Here is a 19,074-nt window from a genome sequence, read left to right as displayed (position 1 = left end):
GTCCCACGGGGCCGGCCCGGGAGGCGGCGTCGGTCCGCGAAGGTGCGGAGGCAGGGGCCGTGCCTGCCGTACCCAGGGAGGCCGAGGCGCCCAGGTCTCCGGCTCGCCGTGATGCCGAGGCGACCAGGGCCGCCATCCTCCGCGCCGCCCGGTACCTGCTCGCCCGGCACGCTCATGCGGACATCACGCTCAAGGCGGTCGCCGACCGCGCCGGTGTCAGCGCGCCCCTGATCCTGAAGTACTTCGGCAACAAGGACACGCTCTTCTCGCAGGTCATGTCCTTCGAGACGGACGCCGCGGCACTGCTCGACGCACCGCTCGCGGACCTCGGCCGGCACATGGTCCGCCAGGTCCTGATGAGCCAGACCGAGCAGGGTGCCGACCCGCTCCTGCGCATCGTGTTCGCCCCGCTGCACGGCGAGCAGGGTGACATCCTGCGCGGCAACTTCCGCACACAGGTCAGCGATCGCCTCGCCGCGCGTCTGGACGGCCCCGACGCGGGTCTGCGCGCGGAACTGGCACTGGGCGCACTGCTGGGCCTCGGCGTGATGTTCGGCATCGCGCGTGGCACCCACCTGCGCGCCACCGACGTCGACGACATCGTCGAGCGCTGGGCGCCGGCCGTACAGGTGCAGCTGACCCCCTGACCCGGTTCAGCTCACGCCCTGCGGGCGGAACTGGACGCTGATCCGGGGGCCCGTGGCCCGGGTGCTCTTCGGGATCGCGTGCTCCCATGTCCGCTGGCAGGAGCCACCCATCACGATCAGATCGCCGTGTCCGAGCGGTCGCCTGATCGTCTCGCCGCCACCGCGCGGCCTCAGCGCCAGATCGCGGGGCGCGCCCACGGACAGGATGGCGACCATGGTGTCCTCGCGCGCGCCGCGCCCGATCCGGTCACCGTGCCAGGCCACGCTGTCGCGTCCGTCGCGGTAGTAGCAGAGCCCTGCCGTGACGAAGGATTCCCCGAGCTCGGCCGCGTAGTGCGCGGACAGTGCCGTGCGCGCCTCTTCGAGGACGGGATGCGGCAGTGGCTCACCCGCGCGGTAGTACGAGAGCAGCCGCGGCACGTCCACCATCTGCTCGTACATCTGCCGCCGCTCGGCGTGCCAGGGCACGGTGGAGACCAGTTCCTCGAACAGCGCGTCCGCACCGCCGAGCCAGCCCGGAAGCAGATCGATCCACGCACCGGCTCCGAGCATGGTCCGCCGCACCCCGTCCAGCGGCCCGAGCCGGATGTCATCGGTCTGGTCGAACAGGGAGCCCTGGAGATGCGTGGCCATAGAAGGCAGCGTACTCCCTGATTCGAAAATCTGTTCTGTTTGCAGTGGGGGGCCGCCTTGAGATCCGGGCGTTGTCGATGTGACCGCTGGACGCTAGTTGGCGGATGCTCACGCTGGTAGCGAGAAGATCACTTGAAGCGGTCACTGGCCGGCAACCTGGTCGACGCAGACCGACGGCCCCGCCGTGGCGATCACCGGATGTGGTGGTGGTGCCATCGCCGGGACCAGTGCGTGCCCATCAGCAGGAGGTTGGCCACGAACACCACCACGCCGATGATCAGGAGGTAGAACAGTCCCTTCATCAGCACGCCGATGAATCCCAGGGCGACCGCCGCGAGAATCAGCAACAGGAAGAGCGCCAACATGGATAGCCACTTCCTTCCTACAGGTAGACCGCTTCAACGGCGCCGATCTTGTGGGTCTGGGGATCGATCACGTCGCGGCTGCGCCACTCACGGATATCGGCTGAATGGATCATGCCTCGCTCCTTGCAGCCGGCAGAGAACGCCGCGTATCCCACAGTACTCCGGGAGCTTGACCTGGTCTTTTTCGCCTACGAGTACAGCATCGGCGCGGAAGGCCACCGGTTCCCGTCGCTGCACGACGGGTGCAGTGGCGGCGGCTGGAAACTGAAAGCCATCGGGCACCCCAACCCCCGGCTGTGCCGCCATCCTCGATGGCGCGCCGCCCCGCGTAGAGCCGCTCTGAGCTTCAAAGACAGCGAAGTACGCGGTACGAACGTCGGGGAGTGCATCATCCCTGAAGGTGTCGGGAGAATGCAGGAGAGAGCGGAGCGGGTCGCGGGCCAGGCCGGTCTTCTCCCGGACCGCCGGCTGCACCAATAGCTGGTCTTCGTTGAGGAAGCGGCGCACGTTGGCCGGCGTGTTCGGTTTGAGGATTGACGCATCTTCACAGCCTCGTGGTGTCCCATCTGCGCGCCTTCGGTGAGTGCCGTCGATACCGGCGCGTCCGGGACGATCAGCGCTTCACCAGGTTCAGGATCAGCGTCGCGATGTCCTCCGGAGCCGCCTCGGCCATGAAGTGGCCCGCCTGGGTGGTGAAGTGCTGCAGGTCGGTGCTCCACGGCCGCCAGGTCGCGGTGGCGTCGAACCCCAGCTGCCGGCCCCAGTCCTGCTGGACGACCGTCACCGGCATGGTGAGCCGGTTGCCGGCGTCGAGGTCGGCCTGGTCATGTTCGATGTCGACCGTCGCGGTGGCACGATAGTCGGCGACGATCGACGGAACGGCGTCCCGGCATGCGCGAAGGTACTCGGCGCGCACCTCTGCCGGGATCGCGTCGGAGCTCGTGGACCAGACGTCGAGGAAGTGGCCGAAGAACGCGTCCGCGCTGCCCGCGATCATCTGCTCGGGCAGACCGGGCGGCTGAGCCATCAGATACAGGTGGAAGGCCACCGCCGCGCTGACCCCGTGGAGGACGTTCCAGGTGTCCAGAGTGGGGACGATGTCCAGGATTCCGAGGTGGCTGATCCGATTCGGGTGATCAAGGCCGGCCCGGAACGCAACATGCGCACCGCGATCGTGCCCGACCAGCGCGAACTGGTCGAACCCGAGCGCGTCGGCCAGGCCGACGATGTCTGCGGCCATCGTCCGCTTCGAGTAGGTGTCCTCGGCGACCGCTTCCGGCTTGCTGCTGGCGCCATAACCGCGAAGATCGGGGCAGACCACAGTGTGCTGCTCGGCCAGGACGGGAGCGACACGCCGCCACATCAGGTGGGTCTCGGGAAAGCCGTGGAGCAGCACAACGGCCGGTCCTTCTCCGCCGACCGCCGCGTTCAGCTCCACGCCGTCAGCCACACCGATCGACCTGGTCCCGAACCCCGGAATGCTGATGCCCATCGTTGTCGTCCCCTTCTTCCAGCCTCGTGAGTCGCTGTCGTTCACGCACGGATGCGTGAACGACAGCGATGATCCGAGAGCCGGGTTAGCAGTGGATCAGCAGCGGCCCGAAGCCGACGACAATGAGGACATGGAGATCCTCGTGAAGGTGCTCGGGCCGATCGAGGTCACGGATGCCGAGGGCCACCCCGTATCGGTGGGCAGCCAGCGTCGCCGCGAGCTTCTGGGACGACTGGTCGCGGCCGACGGCCGGGTCGTCCCGCTTCCGGTGCTGGTCGATGATCTCTGGGAGGACCCCCCGCCGGCAGCGGCCGGAACGGTCCGCACCTTCGTCGCCGAGCTGCGCCGCGCCCTCGAACCCGATCGTCTTCCGCGCACTCGGTCGCACACCATCGAGACCGTCGGCACCGGATACGCCTTGCGGATCCCACGGGCGCACGTCGACGCCCACCGGTTCGAGGACACCCTCCGGGCCATGCACGACGGGCCCAGCGGCGAGGCTGCCCGTGCGCTGGGCGAAGCGTTGTCGTGGTGGCGAGGCGAGCCGTACGCAGCCCTCGACGCCTCGCCCTGGCTGACGCCAGAGCGCGCCCGGCTGACAGAACTGCACCGTCAAGCCGTCGAGTTGCGCGCCCGAGCGATGCTCGACCTCGGACGTGGCGCGCCCCTCGTCCCGGAGCTGGAGGCGTTCGCCACCGCACACCCGTGGCGGGAGCACGCCTGGGTTCTGCTGGCCCATGCTCTCTACCAAGCAGGCCGCCAGGTCGATGCGCTGGCCTCGCTGCGCGACGCGCGAGCCAGGCTGCTGGATCGGTTCGGACTGGAATCGGCGGACAGCCTCGACCATCTCGAACGTGACATCCTCCGGCACGCTCCGCACCTCACGCCCGCGCCTCGGGACGAGGACCGGCTGCGCCTGCTCACACGCACCGAAGCGACGGGGACCTACACCCGGCTGCGCTCGATGAGCACGGTCGCCCGGGCCGCCGCGGTCACAGGCGGCACCAACCTGGTACTTGCCCAAGAGCAACGCGCCGCGGCAGCCGCGGAAGCAGAACGGACCGCAGACCCTGGCCTCACTGCCCGCGTGATCGCGGCGTACGACGTCCCCACCATCTGGACGCGCGCCGACGATCCCGGACGGTCCGAGGCCCTGGTCGCGACCACTCGGCGCACTCTGCACCGACTGGGACCTGGGGCTCCACCCGCGCTTCGAGCACGTCTCCTCGCCACCATCGGGCTGGAGCACCGCGGAACCCGAGACCGCTGGGCCGCCGAGGCGGCGTCCGAAGCCGAGCACTTTGCCCGGGACCTTCACGACCCCAGCGTGCTGGTACTCGCGCTCAACGCCCGATTCGTACAGTCATTCCAGCGCCCCGGGCGCACCGGAGAACGCGACGTGATCGCGGGCGAGCTCATCGATGTCTCCACGCGGCATGATCTCCCGATGTTCGAGATCCTTGGCCATCTGATCAAGATCCAGGTCTGCGCGGCCCGCGGCGACACCGAGACCGCGCAACGGCACGTCGTGGCGGCCGAGCGGCTCGCCGCCGTTCACGAGACCCCGCTCGTTCACGTTCTCACCGCCGCTTTCCGGGCCATGCAGCTCGCAGAACGCTCGGACGACCCCGCCGAGGTCGCTCAGGCCTATCGCACCGTGGCCACCGACCTCGCCGGCGCCGGCATGCCCGGGGTGGAAGCCGGCATCTTCCCGCTCGCGCTCCTCTCCCTCCGCATGCGCCACCAACGTCCCGTGCCGACGGACCCCGCCCTGGACTGGGGGCCCTACCGTCCCTGGGTCCAGCCCCTCCTCGACCTCGCCTGCGGCAACCTCACAGCGGCCCGCGAGGCCGCCGCCATCCTGCCCAGACCCCCCGCTGACCACCTGTATGACGCGCTCTGGGCCGTCACCGCACATACAGCGATCCAGCTCCACGACGAATCACTCGCCACACAAGCGCACGAAGCCCTCTTCCCCCTGCGCGGCGAGATCGCGGGTGGAACAACCGCCGTGATCAGCTTCGGCCCCGTCGACGACATCCTGGCCACCCTCGATCAGTACCTCATTCGGAGATGACGCCCACCGATCGCTGCCACGGGTCACCTTCGCCCGCACCGGACTTCCATTCATCGATCCAGTGGGCCCCGCTCGGGGACGGTGCCTAGGGCGTCCCGGGAAGCCGGACCGTGACGAGGAGACCGCCGGTGGGGCGGGGCACGAGGTCGAGGGTTCCGTCGTGGGCGCGGACGATGCTGTGCACGATGGCCAGACCGAGGCCGACGCCTGCGTGTTCGTCGGTGCGTACGCGTTCCGTTCCGCGCTGGAAGGGTTCGATGAGAGTCGGTACCAGTTCCGGTGGGAGCCGACGTCCCGTGTTCGCGACCCTCAGCACGCTCGTGTCGCCGTGCGCCTCGGTGTGGACCGTCACGGTGCCGCCGCCGGGAAGGTTGTGGATGACGGCGTTCTGGACGAGGTTCGTCACCATCCGCAGCAGGAGCTCCGCGGAGCCGCTGGTCCGTGTCGCCCCGCCGGTGACGTCGAGCGTGATCCCGCGCTGTTCGGCGAGGCGGAGCAGGGTTTCGGCAGCCTCTTCGGCGACGAGGGAGAGGTCGACGCTCTCGCGCGCGAAGTTCCCGCGGTCGTTGCGGCTCAGCAGCAGGAGTGCCTCGGTGAGGTCGATCGCGCGCGTATTGACAGCCCGCAGGCGTTCGATGAGTTCGCCCCGGTCCCGCCTGGGGTCCTTGCGGGCGATGTCGAGGAGCGCCTGCGAGATGGCCAGCGGGGTGCGCAGTTCGTGGGAGGCGTTCGCGGCGAACCTCTGCTGCTCGGCGACGTGGGACTCGAGTTGTTCGAGCATCGAGTCGAACGCGTCGGAGAGTTCGCGGAATTCGTCCTGGCGGCCCTTCATGCGGATCCGGTGGGACAGCGATCCGTTCCCGGCCATCCGTGCCGCGGCAGTGATCTGTGTGAGCGGTGCGAGCATCCGGCCGGCGAGGATCCATCCCCCGACGAGGCCGAACACGAGCAGGAAGAGCATCGCCACGGCCGCGGCGGGGGCGAAGGTGTGCACAAGGAGGTAGCGGTTGGGTGAGATCCCGAGCAGGCCCCGGCTGTTGTCGGGTACGTAGCGCAGCAGGAACATCCACACCACGGCCAGCAGGAGGGCGCCGGCGAGGGCGAGGAACCCGGCGTAGCTGAGGGTGAGTTTCAGTCGGGCGCTGAGCCCTGGACGTCTATGCATGCGTACGGCCGGGGCGGGTGGTGTCGGGACCGGTGTCGATGCGGTAGCCGACTCCCGGCACCGTGGCGATGATCCATGGTTCGCCGAGTCGTTTGCGCAGCGCGGAGACGGTGATGCGGACGGCGTTGGTGAAGGGGTCGGCGTTCTCGTCCCAGGCTCGCCTCAGCAGCTCTTCGGCGCTGATGACCCCGCCTTCGGCGGCGACGAGGACTTCGAGCACGGCGAACTGTTTGCGGGTGAGCGCGACGTGGCGTCCGTCGCGGAAGACCTCCCGGCGGAAGGGGTCGAGCCGCAGGCCCGCGATCTCGCGGACCGGGGGCCGGGCGTACGCGCGTCTGCGGTCGAGCGCCCTCAGCCGCAGGACGAGTTCCCGCAGCTCGAACGGTTTGGTGAGGTAGTCGTCGGCGCCGAGCGCGAACCCGGAAGCCTTGTCGTCGATCCGGTCGGCGGCGGTGAGCATGAGGATCGGGATGCCGCTGCCGGAGGCGACGATGCGTCGGGCGACCTCGTCGCCGGAGGGGCCGGGGATGTCCCGGTCGAGGACCGCTAGGTCGTAGGAGTTGACGCTGAGCAGTTCCAGGGCGGAGTCGCCGTCGCCGGCGATGTCGGCGGCGATCGCCTCCAGACGCAGACCGTCACGGACGGCCTCGGCCAGGTAGGGCTCGTCCTCCACGATCAGTACGCGCATGTCCGAAGCTTAAGCAGCGCAACATATCGCCGACGTATGCAAGGACGTGTGCACACCCGGACACGCGACTCAGCCTGCCGGTGCGGGCGCGGGCCGAGGCTGGTCCGACGGCGCTTGCGCCGCAGTGCGCCACCAGCGGCGCGACGCCAGCGCGGCCAGCACGGCGCCGGTGGCGTTCACCAGTACGTCGTCCACGGAGGACACCCGGTCCAGCCGTAGGACGTACTGTGCGGCTTCGACCAGGACCGAGCAGCCCGCCCCGAGCGCCAGGATTCGTGGCAGGGACGCCAGCGCCGCGAACCGCATCGGGGCGAAGAACCCCAGCGACGCGAAGACCAGCAGGTTGCCGACGATCCCGAGCGGCCCCATCGTGACCAGGTCCCTCAGCGGTACCAGGCTCACCCGCTCGGGGACGACGCCGGCCCCGCCGCCCGGCATCATGGTCAACCACACGAACGGCACCGTCCCGTGGACCATGCCGACCTCGGCCAGCGACATCCGCCACGCCGATGTGACGCCGGCAGCACGCCGAACGCGCGCCAGAGCCCACACCACCAGCGCGGACAACGGCAACGCGACCAACGTCATGAGCACCACACCGTTGAACGTGTCGAAGCAGCCGTGCCACCGCCCGGCCATGCACCTCGGAGCGGACATCATGAGCGGCCGCCGCACGACAGACACGGCGCCCGCCATACCGAGGATCGCCAGGCTGAGGAGCACGATCCTGCGCGTGCGGCGGGGCGGCGCTGACAGGGATGCGTTGTGGTTCATGCCTCTATCGGAGACGGAGAGCCGTTGCGGTGGCGTATGCGATTTTCGATACGTCTGCGATATACGCGATCTGCTCGGCACTCAGGTTGTGTTGGCCTGGCAGTCTGCGGTGCGGGATGAGCGCACCGGTGCCCCGGTAGACGCCGCCGGCGGTGATCCGAACTCCGCGACAGGCTCGGTCAACGCCGGATTCGGTGAACGCCGAGACCGAGCGGTACGGCGCGGTGGTCTCCCAAGACCTCATCGAGGCCCCTGTGCGCACCCTCGCGCAGGGGATCGCCGACCTGCGGAGATGGATGAAGAGATCCGCCGACCAGCGTGAACGGTCACTGTTGGTGCGACCGTTCAGGATGGTCGGCGGATCTTCTCGCGTGGCGCGGCGGCCTCGGCGATCGTCCGGGCGATCACACGGGCGGTGCATCATGACACAACAGGGCAACCACTGCCTGTGGCGGCACTAACCCTCCCAGCCGAGATAGACCGACTTGGAAGAAACGCAGTACGTCGATGGCCCGCCGGACCTCGCCGCGGGCCTCGGCCAGTGTCTTGCCCTCCTCCCGGGCCAGGTCGCGGGCGGCCTCCTTGTGGCGGTCGCGGAGGATCTCGGCCGCGTCCAGCAGGATCGCGCCGCGCGCCGGGGCGGGCAGCGCCGCCCATCCCGGCTGCGCCGCGGCGGCGGGTGCCACCGCGGCGTCGACGGCCTAGGTCCCGGACGCCGGGGCAACGGCGACCAACTCGGCCGGGTCGGCGGGGTTGTACCGCTCGAGGCCGTCGCCGGTGAACTCCACGCCACTGATCAGGTTGGGGATCAGGACAGTGCTCATGGGTGCGGTTCCTTGGGAAGTCGGGGGTTCACAGACTGCGGACCAGGCCACCGTCGCAGCGCAGCGCGGTCCCGGTGACGTACGAGGCGGGGGTGCCGCAGAGGAAGGCGGCGGCCGCGCCGAACTCGGCGGGGGTGCCGTACCGTCCGGCGGGGATCGCGGCCTGCGAGGCGGTCTCGACCTCCGCGACCGTGCGCTGCTCGCGTTCGGCCCGCGCGGCGTCCAGTGCCGCCACCCGGTCGGTGGCGATCCGGCCGGGCAACAGCAGGTTGACCGTGACGCCGTCGGCCGCCACCTCGGCGGCGAGAGTCTTCAAGTAGGCGGCGAGGGCGGCCCGTCCGGTGTTGGAGAAGACCAGCCCGGGCAGCGGTTCGGCGATCCCGCTGGAGCCGATGGCCAGGATGCGGCCCCAGCCGCGACGGCGCATCGGCTCCAGGGTCAGGGCCACCAGCCGCTGCTGGGCCAGCAGCAGCGAGTCCACGGCGGAGGCGAGGTCGCCGATGTCCAGGCCGGCGGCGGTGCCGGGCCGCGGGCCGGGTCCGTTGAGGACCAGGATGTCGGGGTCGCCGTAGGCTTCGCGGGCCGCCTCGACCAGCGTCCGCGGGCCGTCCGGGGCGGTGAGGTCGACCTGGACGCCGACCGCGTCCGGCAGCCCGGCGGCGATCTCCTTGGCGAGGTCTCCGCGCCGCCCGGCCACCACGACCGAGGCACCTTCGGCGGCCAGCGCCTCGGCGACCGCGCGGCCCAGGCCGCCGGTGGAGGCGGCGACCACGGCGACCCGGCCGCCGATGCCGAGGTCCATCAGTGCACCCCCTTGGGCAGCGCGGCGAGGTGCCGCTCCAGTTGGGAGACCAGGGCCTCGGGCAGCTGCGCGGCCGGCGGCCGGACGCCCGAGTCCATGATCAGACCGCGCCGCCGGATGGCCTCCTTGCGCAGTGCCAGAGCGATCCCGGCCTGCGCCTCGAAATTGACCAGCGGCAGGTACGGCAGGTAGGCCTCCCGGGCCGCGTCATAGCCGCCGTTGCGCCAGGCCTCGACACAGGCGATCAGGCCCTCGGGGCAGGAGAAGCCGGTCATCGCCCCAGCGGCGCCGGCAGCCAGCTCGTCGAGCAGGCCCAGACCGCCCAGGCCGCCGAAGACCGGGACCTCCAGTTCGGCGGTGAGCCTGGCGACGGCCGCGGGAGTGGGCGGGGCCTCGGCCTTCACCGCGACCGCCGAGGGGACCGCGCGGACGGCGCGGACGAGGTCGGCGGACCGGATGGCGACCTTGCTGGTCTCCGGGTAGTCCTGGACCACGATCCCGGCGCCGGTGGCGTCGTGCACGGCGTTGAGGTGAGCCGCGACAACCTGCGGATCGGGCGAGTTGACCTGCACCATGAGTCCGGCGAGGCGGTCCCCGACCGCGTCGCGGACCAGCTCGGCCTCCTCCAGTACCGGTGCGGTGGCGAGTCCGGTGACCCCGACGACCAGCGGCAGGCCGACGGTGTCGACGACCGCCTCGAGCACGGTGCGGCGCTCCTCCGCGGAGAGCCGGGCGGCTTCGCCGAAGACTCCGAGCACGGTCAGACCGGTGGTTCCGATTCGCTCGTAGTGCTCCACCAGCCGTGCCAGGCTTGGCTCGTCCACCTCGAAGGCGGAGCCGAGGAAGGGCGTGGCGACCACGCCCCACACACCGGGTGCGAGCTTTTCGGGCATCAGTGGGCTCCCCTCATCGTCCGGGCCAGACAGGCGACCGCTTCTGCTGGAAGGCGAGCACGCCCTCCTTGGCGTCCTCGCTGTCCAGCGCCGCCATCAGCGCCGGAGTACGCAGCTTGTGGGCATCCTGCGGGGAGAGCCCGGCCCCGCGCTGGACCATCTGCTTGATGGCGCGCAGCGAGGTGGGGGCGCAGGCGAGGATGTCGGCGACCCAGCGGTCGACGGCCTCGTCCAACTGATGCGCCGGGACCACCTCGTTGACCAGGCCCATCCGCTGCAGTTCGGCGGCGGAGGCGCGGCGGCCGGTGAGCAGCAGCCCCATGGCCTGGGTGTGCGGGAGCCGGCGGACCAGCTGGAAGACCCCGCCGTCCAGCGGGATCCGGCCGACCCGGGGCTCGGTGAGGCCGAACCGGGCGTGGTCGGCGGCGACGACGATGTCGCAGCCGAGGACCATCTCCATGCCGCCGCCGAGGGCGTAGCCGTTGACCCGGGCGATCACCGGGACGTCCAGGCTGGTGCGCAGGCTCAGCCCACCGAAGCCGTTGGGGTCGAGGCCGGCCCAGTACTCGAGGCCGGTCTTCTCCACCGCGTCGGCGGACATGTCGGCGCCCACGCAGAACGAACGCTCCCCGGCGCCGGTGACGACGACCACCCGGACCTCGGGGTCGGTCTCGATCTCGGTCCAGATCTCGTTGAGCCGGGTGTTGGTCTTGACGTCGACCGCGTTCAGCACGGCGGGGCGGTCGATGGTGACCCGTGCGATGTGCCCGTCCCGTAGGTAGCGGACCTCGTCGGTCATCGCAGTACCCCCTTCTCGCGGAGCAGTTCGATCTGCTCGGCGGTGTAGCCGAGCTCGCCCAGCACCTCGGCGCCGTGCTCGCCGAGCCGCGGCGGGACCCGGCGGACCTCGGCGGGGGCGGCGGAGAGGTGGAGCGGTGCGTTGAGGGCGCGGATCCGGCCGGCGACCGGGTGGTCCATTTCGACGATCATCTTGTTGACCGCGGTCTGCTCGTCGTCGAGGGTCTGCTCGAGACTCCGCACCGGGGCGCAGAGGATGTCCTCCGCCTCGAGCCGCTTGACCCAGTAGTCGGTGGTGTTGCCGGCCACCGCCTCGGCGAAGATCCGCTGCAGTTCGGGACGGTGCGCGAACTGAAGGTCGAGGGTGGCGAACTCGGGGCGCTCGCCCAGGTCCTCGTCGAGCTCGAGGGCGCGGCTGATGTGGTGCAGCGGGTCGGCCTTGAAACCGCCGACCATGATCAGCGCACCGTCGGTGGTACGGAACACGCCGGTGAGCGGCATCGCGGCCCAGTTGATCTCGGAGCCGCGGTTCAGTTGCTGGCAGGCCTCTTGCATCTGCATATGGAGCATCGAGTCGTACATCGACACCTCGACCTTCTGCCCCTCGCCGGTGCGGTCGCGGTGCAGCAGGGCCAGCAGGACGCCTTGGAGCAGGTGCATCCCGGTGGTGTAGTCGCAGAGTGTGGTCGGGTAGAGGGCGACCGGGTCGTCCTCGGACACCCGGCGCCACATCACTCCGCTGTACGCCTGGGCGATGGCGTCCTGCCCGCCCTTGTGGGCGTACGGGCCCTCGGTGCCGAAGCCGGTGCCGGAGGCCCAGATGATCCTGGGGTTGACGGCGCGTAGCGCCTCGTAGCCGAGGCCGAGCCGCTCCATCACCCCCGCCCGGAAGTTGCTCACCACGACGTCGGCGGAGCGCACCAGTTCCTGAACGGCTCGGCGGCCCTCCTCGGTGCGGGTGTCGATGGCGATGCTCCGCTTGTTGCGGTTGATCGACAGGAAGATGGGGTTGTCCAGGCGGGCCGGGTCCGGGATCGAGGTCCGGGAGATGTCGCCGGTGCCGGGCCGCTCCACCTTGATCACGTCGGCGCCGTAGTCGCCGAGCATCTGGGTGCACGACGGGCCCATGAAGACCTGGGTGAAGTCGATGACGGTGACGCCGCTCAACGGCTGCACTGCGGCGGTCATGCCACAACCTCTTCGTGCTGGGTGACGGTGGCGTTCTCGGAGGGGGCGTCTCCGGGGTCGGCGCCCTGTTCACGCATACGGCGCTGGATGACGGCCGGGTCGACGTCCCGGACGAGCACGCTCTGCTCCACGGCGGTGGCGGCGGCGATGCCGGCCGCCTGGCCCATGGCCATGCACGGCGGGATCTCGCGGGAGATCCGCTGCGCCTCCGGGGTGGCTGAGTAGTGCCGGCCGGCGACCAGCAACTGGTCGACGCCGCGCGGCAGCAGGGCGCGGTACGGGGTGTAGTAGTCGCGGCCGCGGGCGACGCTGTCGGCGAAGTGGCGGCGGGAGGTGATGTCGTCCTTGGTGACCAGGTACTCGCCCTGCAGCAGCCGGGTCTGCCGGACGCCCATCTGCTCGGCGACGTCGAGCAGATGGGCGTTCTCGAAGCCGGGCAGGTCGGACTTGATGTGGTCGAGGACGGTGCCGATCCGGGCCCTGGCCTCGAACTCGGCCTCGGTGAGCGAGACCGGGTCGGTGCCGTCGAAGCCGGTCATGTGCGGGCAGTTGCACCAGACCACGCCGGGGACGGGCGTCTTGAGCCACCACAGCTCCCAGGCGCCGCCCAGCATCCGCTTGATCTTGCGGTTGATGGCCCGGGCCTCGCGCGGATTCTCCTGTTCGAAGCGCTCGGCGGCCGCGGTGTCCACCCCGCCGAGCCGGAAGACCAGGGTGACCAGGTAGTTGTCCTGGGTGTACGTGGCGCCGGCCCGGGAGGCCACGTCGATGTCGCCGGTGGTGTCGATCACCACGTCGCCCATGACCGCCTGCGGACCGGACTTGGTCTCGCAGACCACGCCCTTCACCGCGCCGTCCTGGACCACCGGCCGGGAGAACCAGCTGTGCAGCCGCAGGTTGACCCCGCTCTCGCGGACCAGGTCGTTGGAGACCCGCTTCCAGCCGTCGGGGTCGAACGCGACGGCGTAGCAGATCGGCTTGGGGTTGGTGTGGGAGTGGAAGTCGAAGGCTCCCCAGCGGCCCCACTTGGCCCACGTCTCGGATGAGGAGTGGCGGTCTTCGGCCGGCGGGTAGACGGCGAGGCCGAGCTTGGCCATCCGCTCGACGTACTCGTCGACGATGCCGGTGACGGTGATCTCGTCCCCGTTGATCATATCGTCGAGGACCAGGACCATGCCGCCGGAGGCCAGGCCGCCGAGTGCCGAGTAGCGTTCCAGCAGCGTCACACTGGCCCCGGCACGGGCGGCGGCCACGGCCGCGCTGACCCCGGCCGGTCCGCCGCCGACCACGACGACGTCGGCCCGCTGGACCACGGGTGCCTCGACGGCGTCGAGAGAGACAGTCTCGTGCATCTGACTTCCTTTCAGCTTCCGACGCGGACGGCGCCGCGGCGGAGGACGAGCACGTAGAGCAGGACGCTGAGCAGGCAGAGGAGCGCGCCGTAGACGGGGAAAGCCCAGTCGGCGCCGAGGTCCTGGAACCACAGCAGGAGATAGGGGGCTGTGCCGCCGAAGCCGGCCACGCCGATCGCATAGCCGAGGCCGACGCCGGTCACCCGGCAGCTGGTCGGCATCAAGGTGGCGGCGACGGTGTTGTAGAGGCCCATGGTGAAGGCCAGGACCGGAGCACCGACCAGCATCACCACGGTGAACATCCCCATGCCGGGCTGCTGGTAGACGAGCACGATGAAGATGAGCGGCACCACGGCGAGCCGGGAGGCGATGAAGGTGCGGGAGATCCGTTTGCGGTCGGCGATGCGCCCGACCAGAGGATAGAGCGCGGCGACGCAGATGCCGGCAAGGGTGGAGACCAGGAAGACGGTGTCCGGGTTCTCCTGGTAGGCGGAGCGCGCCAGGTTGGGCAGGCCGGTGGCCCAGGTGTAGTTGAGGGCCTGGGCCCCGGCCACCACGAAGACGATCGCCAGCAGGGCCAGCCGGTGCCGCCAGACCTCGGCCCAGACCTGGCCGACGCGGGCCGGCTCGGCCGGCTTCTCGCCCTCGGTGTGCAGGGTCTCCGGCAGGGCGCGGCGCAGCCAGAGGAAGACCAGGCCGCCGACGGCGCCGACCGCGAACGGGACGCGCCAGCCCCAGGAGGCCATGGCGTCGGGGGCGACCACCGAGGTGGTGAGGAAGCAGACCAGGGAGGCGCCGACGATGCCGGTCTGCACATAGATGCTGATGATGCTGCCGAACCGCGCGGTCCGGCCCTCGGGTGCCAGCTCCACGATGTACGCGGAGTTGAGCGGGGCCTCGATGCCGGTGGAGAGTCCCTGCAGGATGCGGCTGGACAGCAGGATGACGCCGGCCCAGACGCCGATGCTCGCATGGGTGGGCAGCAGGGCGATGATCAGACTGCTCAGCACCATGGAGCCGATGGAGAAGAGCATGATGGCGCGTCGGCCTATGCGGTCGGCCAGGGTGCCGAAGATGATCGCGCCGAGCGGCCGGGCGGCGAAGCCGACCGCGAAGACGGCCAGCGCGGACATGGTTTCGGAGACGGAGCTGCCGGACGGGAAGTAGAGCGGACCGATGTAGGAGGCCAGCAGCCCGTAGACCATCCAGTCGTACCACTCGATGGCGTTGCCGCCGCCGAGGGCCAGCAGGGCGCGTCGGTGGGAGAGGGAGTTGCCGGTCGCGACAGCGGTTCTGTCGATGAGTGATGCCATGGCGGGGCACCTCATTGAGGAGGCGCACGGTACGAGGCCGTGCGGTACCGGCGCCCGGGCCTGAGGCCGGGGCGTTGGGGGACGGGACGGCGCGAGGTAGGTGCCTACCAGCTGGGCGGAGTGATCACCCAGATCGAGGTGGCGGGCTCGTCACCGGGGTTGACGTACCAGTGGGGAATGCTGCAGGAGTAGGTGATGGAGTCGCCCGCTTCGAGCCGGTGACGGACGCCGTCGAGATAGACGTCCTTCACACCGGAGAGCACGATGCCGAACTCCTCGCCGTTGTGACGGAAGGGAGTGGCGCTGGTGTCGTGGCCCGGCTGGGTGACCACCCAGAGGACCTCCAGTGCGCCGTTCAGCGACGGGGTGAGCAGCTCGTAGCGGTCGCCGTGCGCCGGGTCCGAGCCGTGGAAGTCCAGGCTGCGGCGCTCGTCGGCACGGACCACCGGGCTGACCTGTTCGGCCAGATGGAACAGCCGGCCGATCGGCACGTCCAGACCGTGGGCGATCTGCACCAGGCTGGTGAAGGAAGGGTTGCCCTTCCCTCGTTCGACCTGGCTGATCAGTCCGGTGCTGATGCCGGAGCGGCGGCTGAGCTCGTCCAGGGTCAGGTCGGCCTGCTTGCGCAGGGCCTTGATCTGCAGGCCGACCGTGGCGACCAGCACATCGAGATCCGGTCGGCCGTCCGGCATCGGTGCGTCGGTGTCGTGCACGGTCTCCACCTGTCCCTGGGGGATGTGTCGTGCGACATATTGAAGACCTTCACGATGCTGAAGACAAGGCCTGATGTTCATCTTCGTGATGCCGGGCGGGGAACAACAGCACGGGCGCCCGCGCGATGGTCCACTTCGGCAAGAAGGTCGGCAACGCCTTCTGGGACTCGGTCTGCGGCTGCATGCTGTACGGCGACGGTGACGGCAAGCAGTTCAAGAAGCCCCTCGTCGTCCTGGACGTCACCGGCCATGAACTGACCCACGGCGTCGTGGACGCCACCGCCGGCCTCGAACCCACCCGAGTGGACGACCACGGCTACCAGTACGGCGAACCGGGCGCCCTCAACGAGTCGCTCGCGGACATCTCCGGTTCGGGCGTGGAGTTCGCCGCCGCCAACCCGAAGAACCCGCCGAACTACCTGATGGGCGAGAAGCTCGGACTGCGCCAGAAGTTCCTGCGCCGCCTCGACCACCCGTCCCTGGACAAGCTCGAGGGCACGATCGACCACTGGTCGCCCGAGGCGTACGACACCGAGGTGCACGCCGGCTCCGGTGCCTCCTCGCACGCCTTCCACCTGCCGGCCGAGGGCAGCGGCAGGAAGACGATCGGCGGCGTCACATACGACTCGCCTACCTACGACGGCTCACAGGTGACCGGTATCGGACGGGCCAAGGCCCTGGCCGTCTTCTACCGGGCGCTCACCCGGTACATGGTGTCCACGACGGACTTCCACGACGCGCGGGACGCGACGCTGAACGCCGCCACCGACATGTACGGCACGGGCAGCGTCGAGTACCGGACGGTCGACAAGGCGTGGGCCGCCGTCAATGTGACGCCCGCCGACGCCCCGGCCTCCGGCCGCTGACGGCCCGTCGGCGGCCGGAGGCCGCGTCGAACCCGGCGGGGCCCCTGCTGTCAGTGGTCCTTCTGCGGGGTCACCTCGCTGGGCCGGACGACCACGAAACCCTCGCCCTCCAGCTTCAGCTGGACCGCCTCGCCCGAACCGCCGCGCAGCATCGACCCGATGGACTGCGACCGGTGCAGCGACGTGTGCAGCCGCGCCGTCCAGCCCACGACCGCGTCGGTGTCGACGTACACCGGCTGCTGCGGCGCGACGGGTATGACGAGCGGATTGCCGTCGCAGATCAGTCCCAGCCTGCCGTGTCCGGTGAACACACTGTTGAACAGACCGCCGCCGGTGATGCCCGCGCCCTTCACCGTCTGGATGCGGTACGACAGGGTCGCGTCGAAACACAGCACATTGCGTCCGTTGACGGTGAACTCGTCGCCCGCCTCGATGTCCACGATGAAGCAGTTCTGCGCCTCGTGCGCGAACCATGCCTCGCCCTCGCCGCGCACCGACATCAGCGGCAGTCCCTCGCCGGTGACCGCCCGCTTCAGCATGCCGCCCACGCCCTGGCCCTTGCGTTCGAACTGCAGGCTCCCGCGGTAGGCGACCATCGCCCCCTGCCGGGCGAGCATCTCGCCGCTCACGACGTACCGGATGGCCTTGGCGTTCTGCACGGACATGCCGGGCACGACGGCCGGCTGCACCATGTGGTCACTGGAAAAGAGATCACCCTTCATGGGCGCATCCTGGCCCGGAGGATCTCCCTCCGCCAAGATCACCGATGTCCCGGTACAGCAACAACTCGCCCCGGCCCGGGCGCCGCCGGCACCTCGCCGCCGCCCACGGCGGCCTCCGCGCCCGGTGTCCGGCCCTTCCTCACCGGCGGCCGGCCGCCACGGCGGCGCCGGGGGAGGCTCTGGGACTCCGGGTGGCGTTCGGGCCGGTGTTCCACCCCGAAGAGGGGAACGATGTCCCGGGAGTCTCTAGGCGGAGGACGGGAACGCATGACGGTGCTCGGTGTCGACATCGGTACCTCCAGCAGCAAGGGAGTGCTGGTCGGCGCGGACGGGGCGGTGCTCGGCACCGCGGTGCGCCCGCACGCGGTCGGCCGCCCGAGGCCCGGCCATGTCGAGATGGACGCGCGGGTCTGGTGGGACGAGTTCGTCTCGCTGGCCCGAGAGCTGATCAACCCCGGCACCACCGTCGACGCGGTCGGTGTCAGCGGTATGGGCCCGTGCGTCGCCCTGGCCGACGAGGCCGACGCACCGCTGCATCCGGCCGTCCTCTACGGTGTGGACACCCGTGCCACCGCCCAGATCGCCCGGCTCGACACGGAGCTGGGCCGCGACGCCGTCCTCGGACGGTGCGGCTCACTGCTGTCCACCCAGGCGGTCGGACCCAAGATCCTCTGGCTGGCCGAGCACCGCCCCGACGTCGTCGCCCGCGCCCGGCGGCTCTATATGCCGAGCTCCTATCTGGTGCGGCGGCTCACCGGCGTGTACGTGCTCGACCACCACTCGGCAAGCCAGTCCGTGCCGCTGTACGACTCCCTCGCCCTGGAGTGGTACCGCCCCTGGGCCCGGCGGATCGCACCGGACATCGAACTGCCGCCGCTGCGCTGGCCCGGGGAGGTCGCCGGCCACGTCACCGCCGAGGCGGCCGCCCGCACCGGGCTGCCCGCCGGCGTCCCGGTCGTCACGGGCACCATCGACGCCTGGGCGGAGGCACTCAGCGTGGGCGCCCAGCGCACCGGCGACCTGATGCTCATGTACGGCAGCACCATGTTCCTGATCAATACGGTGTCGGAACGCCTTCTGGTGCCCCAACTGTGGAGCACGGTCGGCGCGTTGCCGGGAACGCGCAGTCTCGCGGGCGGCATGGCGACCTCCGGGGTGATCACCGACTGGCTGCGGGACCTGCTCGGTGCCCCCGGCCATGACGCGCTCCTCGCGGAGGCCGAGGCGTCCGGCCCCGGTGCGAAGGGCCTGCTGATGCTGCCCTACTTCGCGGGAGAGCGGACCCCGGTGGCGGACCCCGACGCCCGCGGAGTGATCGCCGGACTGACCGTGGAGCACACCCGCGGCGACCTCTACCGTGCGGCCCTGGAGGCCACCGCCTACGGCGTACGCCACAACGTCGACGCGATGCGCGCGGCCGGCGCCGACATCCGCCGGGTCGTCGCCGTGGGCGGAGGCACCCGGGGCGGCCTGTGGACCCGTATCGTCTCCGACGTCAGCGGGCTGGAACAGGAGATCAGGACCGTGACCCTCGGCGCGAGCTACGGCGCCGCGTTCCTGGCCGCGAGCGCCCTCGGCGACACGGACATCGACAGCTGGAACCCGGTGCGCGAGCGCGTCACGCCCGACACCGGCAGGCAGCCCCGCTACGACGACCTGTACGACCTGTATCTGAGGCTGTACCCGGCGACCAGCGACATCGCCCACGCCCTCGCCCGCCACCAGCGCGCCACCGCGGACGCCCCGACCGGGTGAGGCCGCG

Annotated in this window: 19 protein-coding genes and 3 pseudogenes; 4 read left to right on the top strand and 18 right to left on the bottom strand. The window is 70.4% G+C overall.

Features of this window, described 5'->3' with window-relative positions:
• The first annotated feature begins 59 nt into the window (after positions 1–59).
• The gene (locus tag ABZ904_RS09350) at positions 60–647 is read left to right on the top strand and encodes a TetR family transcriptional regulator (RefSeq protein ID WP_359400940.1); all 588 of its coding nucleotides are present in this window, start codon (positions 60–62) and stop codon (positions 645–647) included.
• Positions 648–653: 6 nt separating this feature from the next.
• Here the strand turns inward: ABZ904_RS09350 and ABZ904_RS09345 are convergent, their stop codons facing one another.
• The 4 genes and pseudogenes from ABZ904_RS09345 to ABZ904_RS09330 all read right to left on the bottom strand — a co-directional run bounded on the left by ABZ904_RS09345 (position 654) and on the right by ABZ904_RS09330 (position 3,137).
• Positions 654–1,280, bottom strand: a complete 627-nt coding sequence (locus tag ABZ904_RS09345) for an alpha-ketoglutarate-dependent dioxygenase AlkB (RefSeq protein WP_359400817.1) — start codon at positions 1,278–1,280, stop codon at positions 654–656.
• A gap of 191 nt (positions 1,281–1,471) precedes the next feature.
• Positions 1,472–1,645, bottom strand: a complete 174-nt coding sequence (locus tag ABZ904_RS09340) for a hypothetical protein (RefSeq protein ID WP_359399664.1) — start codon at positions 1,643–1,645, stop codon at positions 1,472–1,474.
• Positions 1,646–1,665: 20 nt separating this feature from the next.
• Positions 1,666–1,758 (bottom strand): annotated as a pseudogene (locus ABZ904_RS09335) (PRC-barrel domain containing protein); the annotation flags it as partial.
• Between the two features lie 500 nt (positions 1,759–2,258).
• Positions 2,259–3,137, bottom strand: coding sequence for an alpha/beta hydrolase (locus tag ABZ904_RS09330; protein ID WP_360999354.1), 879 nt, complete (start codon positions 3,135–3,137; stop codon positions 2,259–2,261).
• Between the two features lie 130 nt (positions 3,138–3,267).
• Here ABZ904_RS09330 and ABZ904_RS09325 point away from each other — a divergent pair, with 130 nt between their 5' ends.
• A complete protein-coding gene (locus ABZ904_RS09325) occupies positions 3,268–5,214 on the top strand; it encodes an AfsR/SARP family transcriptional regulator (protein ID WP_361822190.1) in 1,947 nt (648 codons plus the stop codon).
• 85 nt (positions 5,215–5,299) lie between these two features.
• Here ABZ904_RS09325 and ABZ904_RS09320 read toward each other — a convergent pair whose 3' ends face one another.
• The 13 genes and pseudogenes from ABZ904_RS09320 to ABZ904_RS09260 all read right to left on the bottom strand — a co-directional run bounded on the left by ABZ904_RS09320 (position 5,300) and on the right by ABZ904_RS09260 (position 15,724).
• On the bottom strand, positions 5,300–6,379 hold the full coding sequence (locus ABZ904_RS09320; RefSeq protein ID WP_361822188.1) for a HAMP domain-containing sensor histidine kinase: 1,080 nt from the start codon (positions 6,377–6,379) through the stop codon (positions 5,300–5,302).
• On the bottom strand, positions 6,372–7,067 hold the full coding sequence (locus ABZ904_RS09315) for a response regulator transcription factor (RefSeq protein ID WP_360999342.1): 696 nt from the start codon (positions 7,065–7,067) through the stop codon (positions 6,372–6,374). The genes ABZ904_RS09320 and ABZ904_RS09315 overlap by 8 nt, the downstream gene beginning before the upstream one ends.
• A 69-nt stretch (positions 7,068–7,136) precedes the next feature.
• The gene (locus ABZ904_RS09310) at positions 7,137–7,841 is read right to left on the bottom strand and encodes a VanZ family protein (protein WP_359399670.1); all 705 of its coding nucleotides are present in this window, start codon (positions 7,839–7,841) and stop codon (positions 7,137–7,139) included.
• A 79-nt stretch (positions 7,842–7,920) separates the two neighbouring features.
• A pseudogene (locus ABZ904_RS09305) lies at positions 7,921–8,043 on the bottom strand (IS5/IS1182 family transposase); the annotation flags it as partial.
• A gap of 202 nt (positions 8,044–8,245) precedes the next feature.
• A complete protein-coding gene (locus ABZ904_RS09300) occupies positions 8,246–8,527 on the bottom strand; it encodes an aldehyde dehydrogenase family protein (protein WP_360999345.1) in 282 nt (93 codons plus the stop codon).
• A gap of 15 nt (positions 8,528–8,542) precedes the next feature.
• Complete coding sequence (locus ABZ904_RS09295) at positions 8,543–8,665, bottom strand: hypothetical protein (RefSeq protein ID WP_360997423.1); 123 nt, start codon at positions 8,663–8,665, stop codon at positions 8,543–8,545.
• Between the two features lie 28 nt (positions 8,666–8,693).
• A complete protein-coding gene (locus ABZ904_RS09290) occupies positions 8,694–9,467 on the bottom strand; it encodes an SDR family oxidoreductase (protein WP_359399676.1) in 774 nt (257 codons plus the stop codon).
• Positions 9,467–10,360, bottom strand: a complete 894-nt coding sequence (locus tag ABZ904_RS09285) for a dihydrodipicolinate synthase family protein (RefSeq protein WP_360997421.1) — start codon at positions 10,358–10,360, stop codon at positions 9,467–9,469. The genes ABZ904_RS09290 and ABZ904_RS09285 overlap by 1 nt, the downstream gene beginning before the upstream one ends.
• 13 nt (positions 10,361–10,373) lie before the next feature.
• A complete protein-coding gene (locus tag ABZ904_RS09280; RefSeq protein ID WP_359399680.1) occupies positions 10,374–11,159 on the bottom strand; it encodes an enoyl-CoA hydratase-related protein in 786 nt (261 codons plus the stop codon).
• Entirely contained in the window at positions 11,156–12,346 is a 1,191-nt protein-coding gene (locus tag ABZ904_RS09275) for a CaiB/BaiF CoA-transferase family protein (RefSeq protein WP_359399682.1), read from the bottom strand. Before ABZ904_RS09275 ends, ABZ904_RS09280 begins: the two co-directional genes overlap by 4 nt.
• The gene (locus ABZ904_RS09270) at positions 12,343–13,698 is read right to left on the bottom strand and encodes an FAD-dependent oxidoreductase (RefSeq protein WP_360997418.1); all 1,356 of its coding nucleotides are present in this window, start codon (positions 13,696–13,698) and stop codon (positions 12,343–12,345) included. The genes ABZ904_RS09275 and ABZ904_RS09270 overlap by 4 nt, the downstream gene beginning before the upstream one ends.
• An 11-nt stretch (positions 13,699–13,709) precedes the next feature.
• Positions 13,710–15,011, bottom strand: a complete 1,302-nt coding sequence (locus ABZ904_RS09265; RefSeq protein ID WP_360997416.1) for an MFS transporter — start codon at positions 15,009–15,011, stop codon at positions 13,710–13,712.
• A 104-nt stretch (positions 15,012–15,115) separates the two neighbouring features.
• A complete protein-coding gene (locus ABZ904_RS09260; RefSeq protein WP_359399688.1) occupies positions 15,116–15,724 on the bottom strand; it encodes an XRE family transcriptional regulator in 609 nt (202 codons plus the stop codon).
• Positions 15,725–15,825: 101 nt separating this feature from the next.
• On the opposite strand from ABZ904_RS09260, the pseudogene ABZ904_RS09255 reads away from it, so the two are divergent.
• Positions 15,826–16,590: pseudogene (locus tag ABZ904_RS09255) on the top strand (M4 family metallopeptidase); the annotation flags it as partial.
• Between the two features lie 50 nt (positions 16,591–16,640).
• On the opposite strand, the gene ABZ904_RS09250 reads toward ABZ904_RS09255, so the two are convergent.
• Positions 16,641–17,312, bottom strand: a complete 672-nt coding sequence (locus tag ABZ904_RS09250) for an AIM24 family protein (protein WP_359399690.1) — start codon at positions 17,310–17,312, stop codon at positions 16,641–16,643.
• 267 nt (positions 17,313–17,579) lie between these two features.
• Here ABZ904_RS09250 and ABZ904_RS09245 point away from each other — a divergent pair, with 267 nt between their 5' ends.
• Positions 17,580–19,067 (top strand): FGGY-family carbohydrate kinase, encoded by a 1,488-nt coding sequence (locus ABZ904_RS09245; protein WP_360997412.1) that lies wholly within the window; start codon positions 17,580–17,582, stop codon positions 19,065–19,067.
• The last annotated feature ends 7 nt before the right edge of the window (positions 19,068–19,074 follow it).

The sequence above is a fragment of the Streptomyces sp. NPDC046900 genome (assembly GCF_040644975.1).
GTDB lineage: Bacteria > Actinomycetota > Actinomycetes > Streptomycetales > Streptomycetaceae > Streptomyces.
The sequence above is the reverse complement of the archived record's forward strand: the minus strand, read 5'-3'. Positions and strand labels throughout refer to the sequence as shown.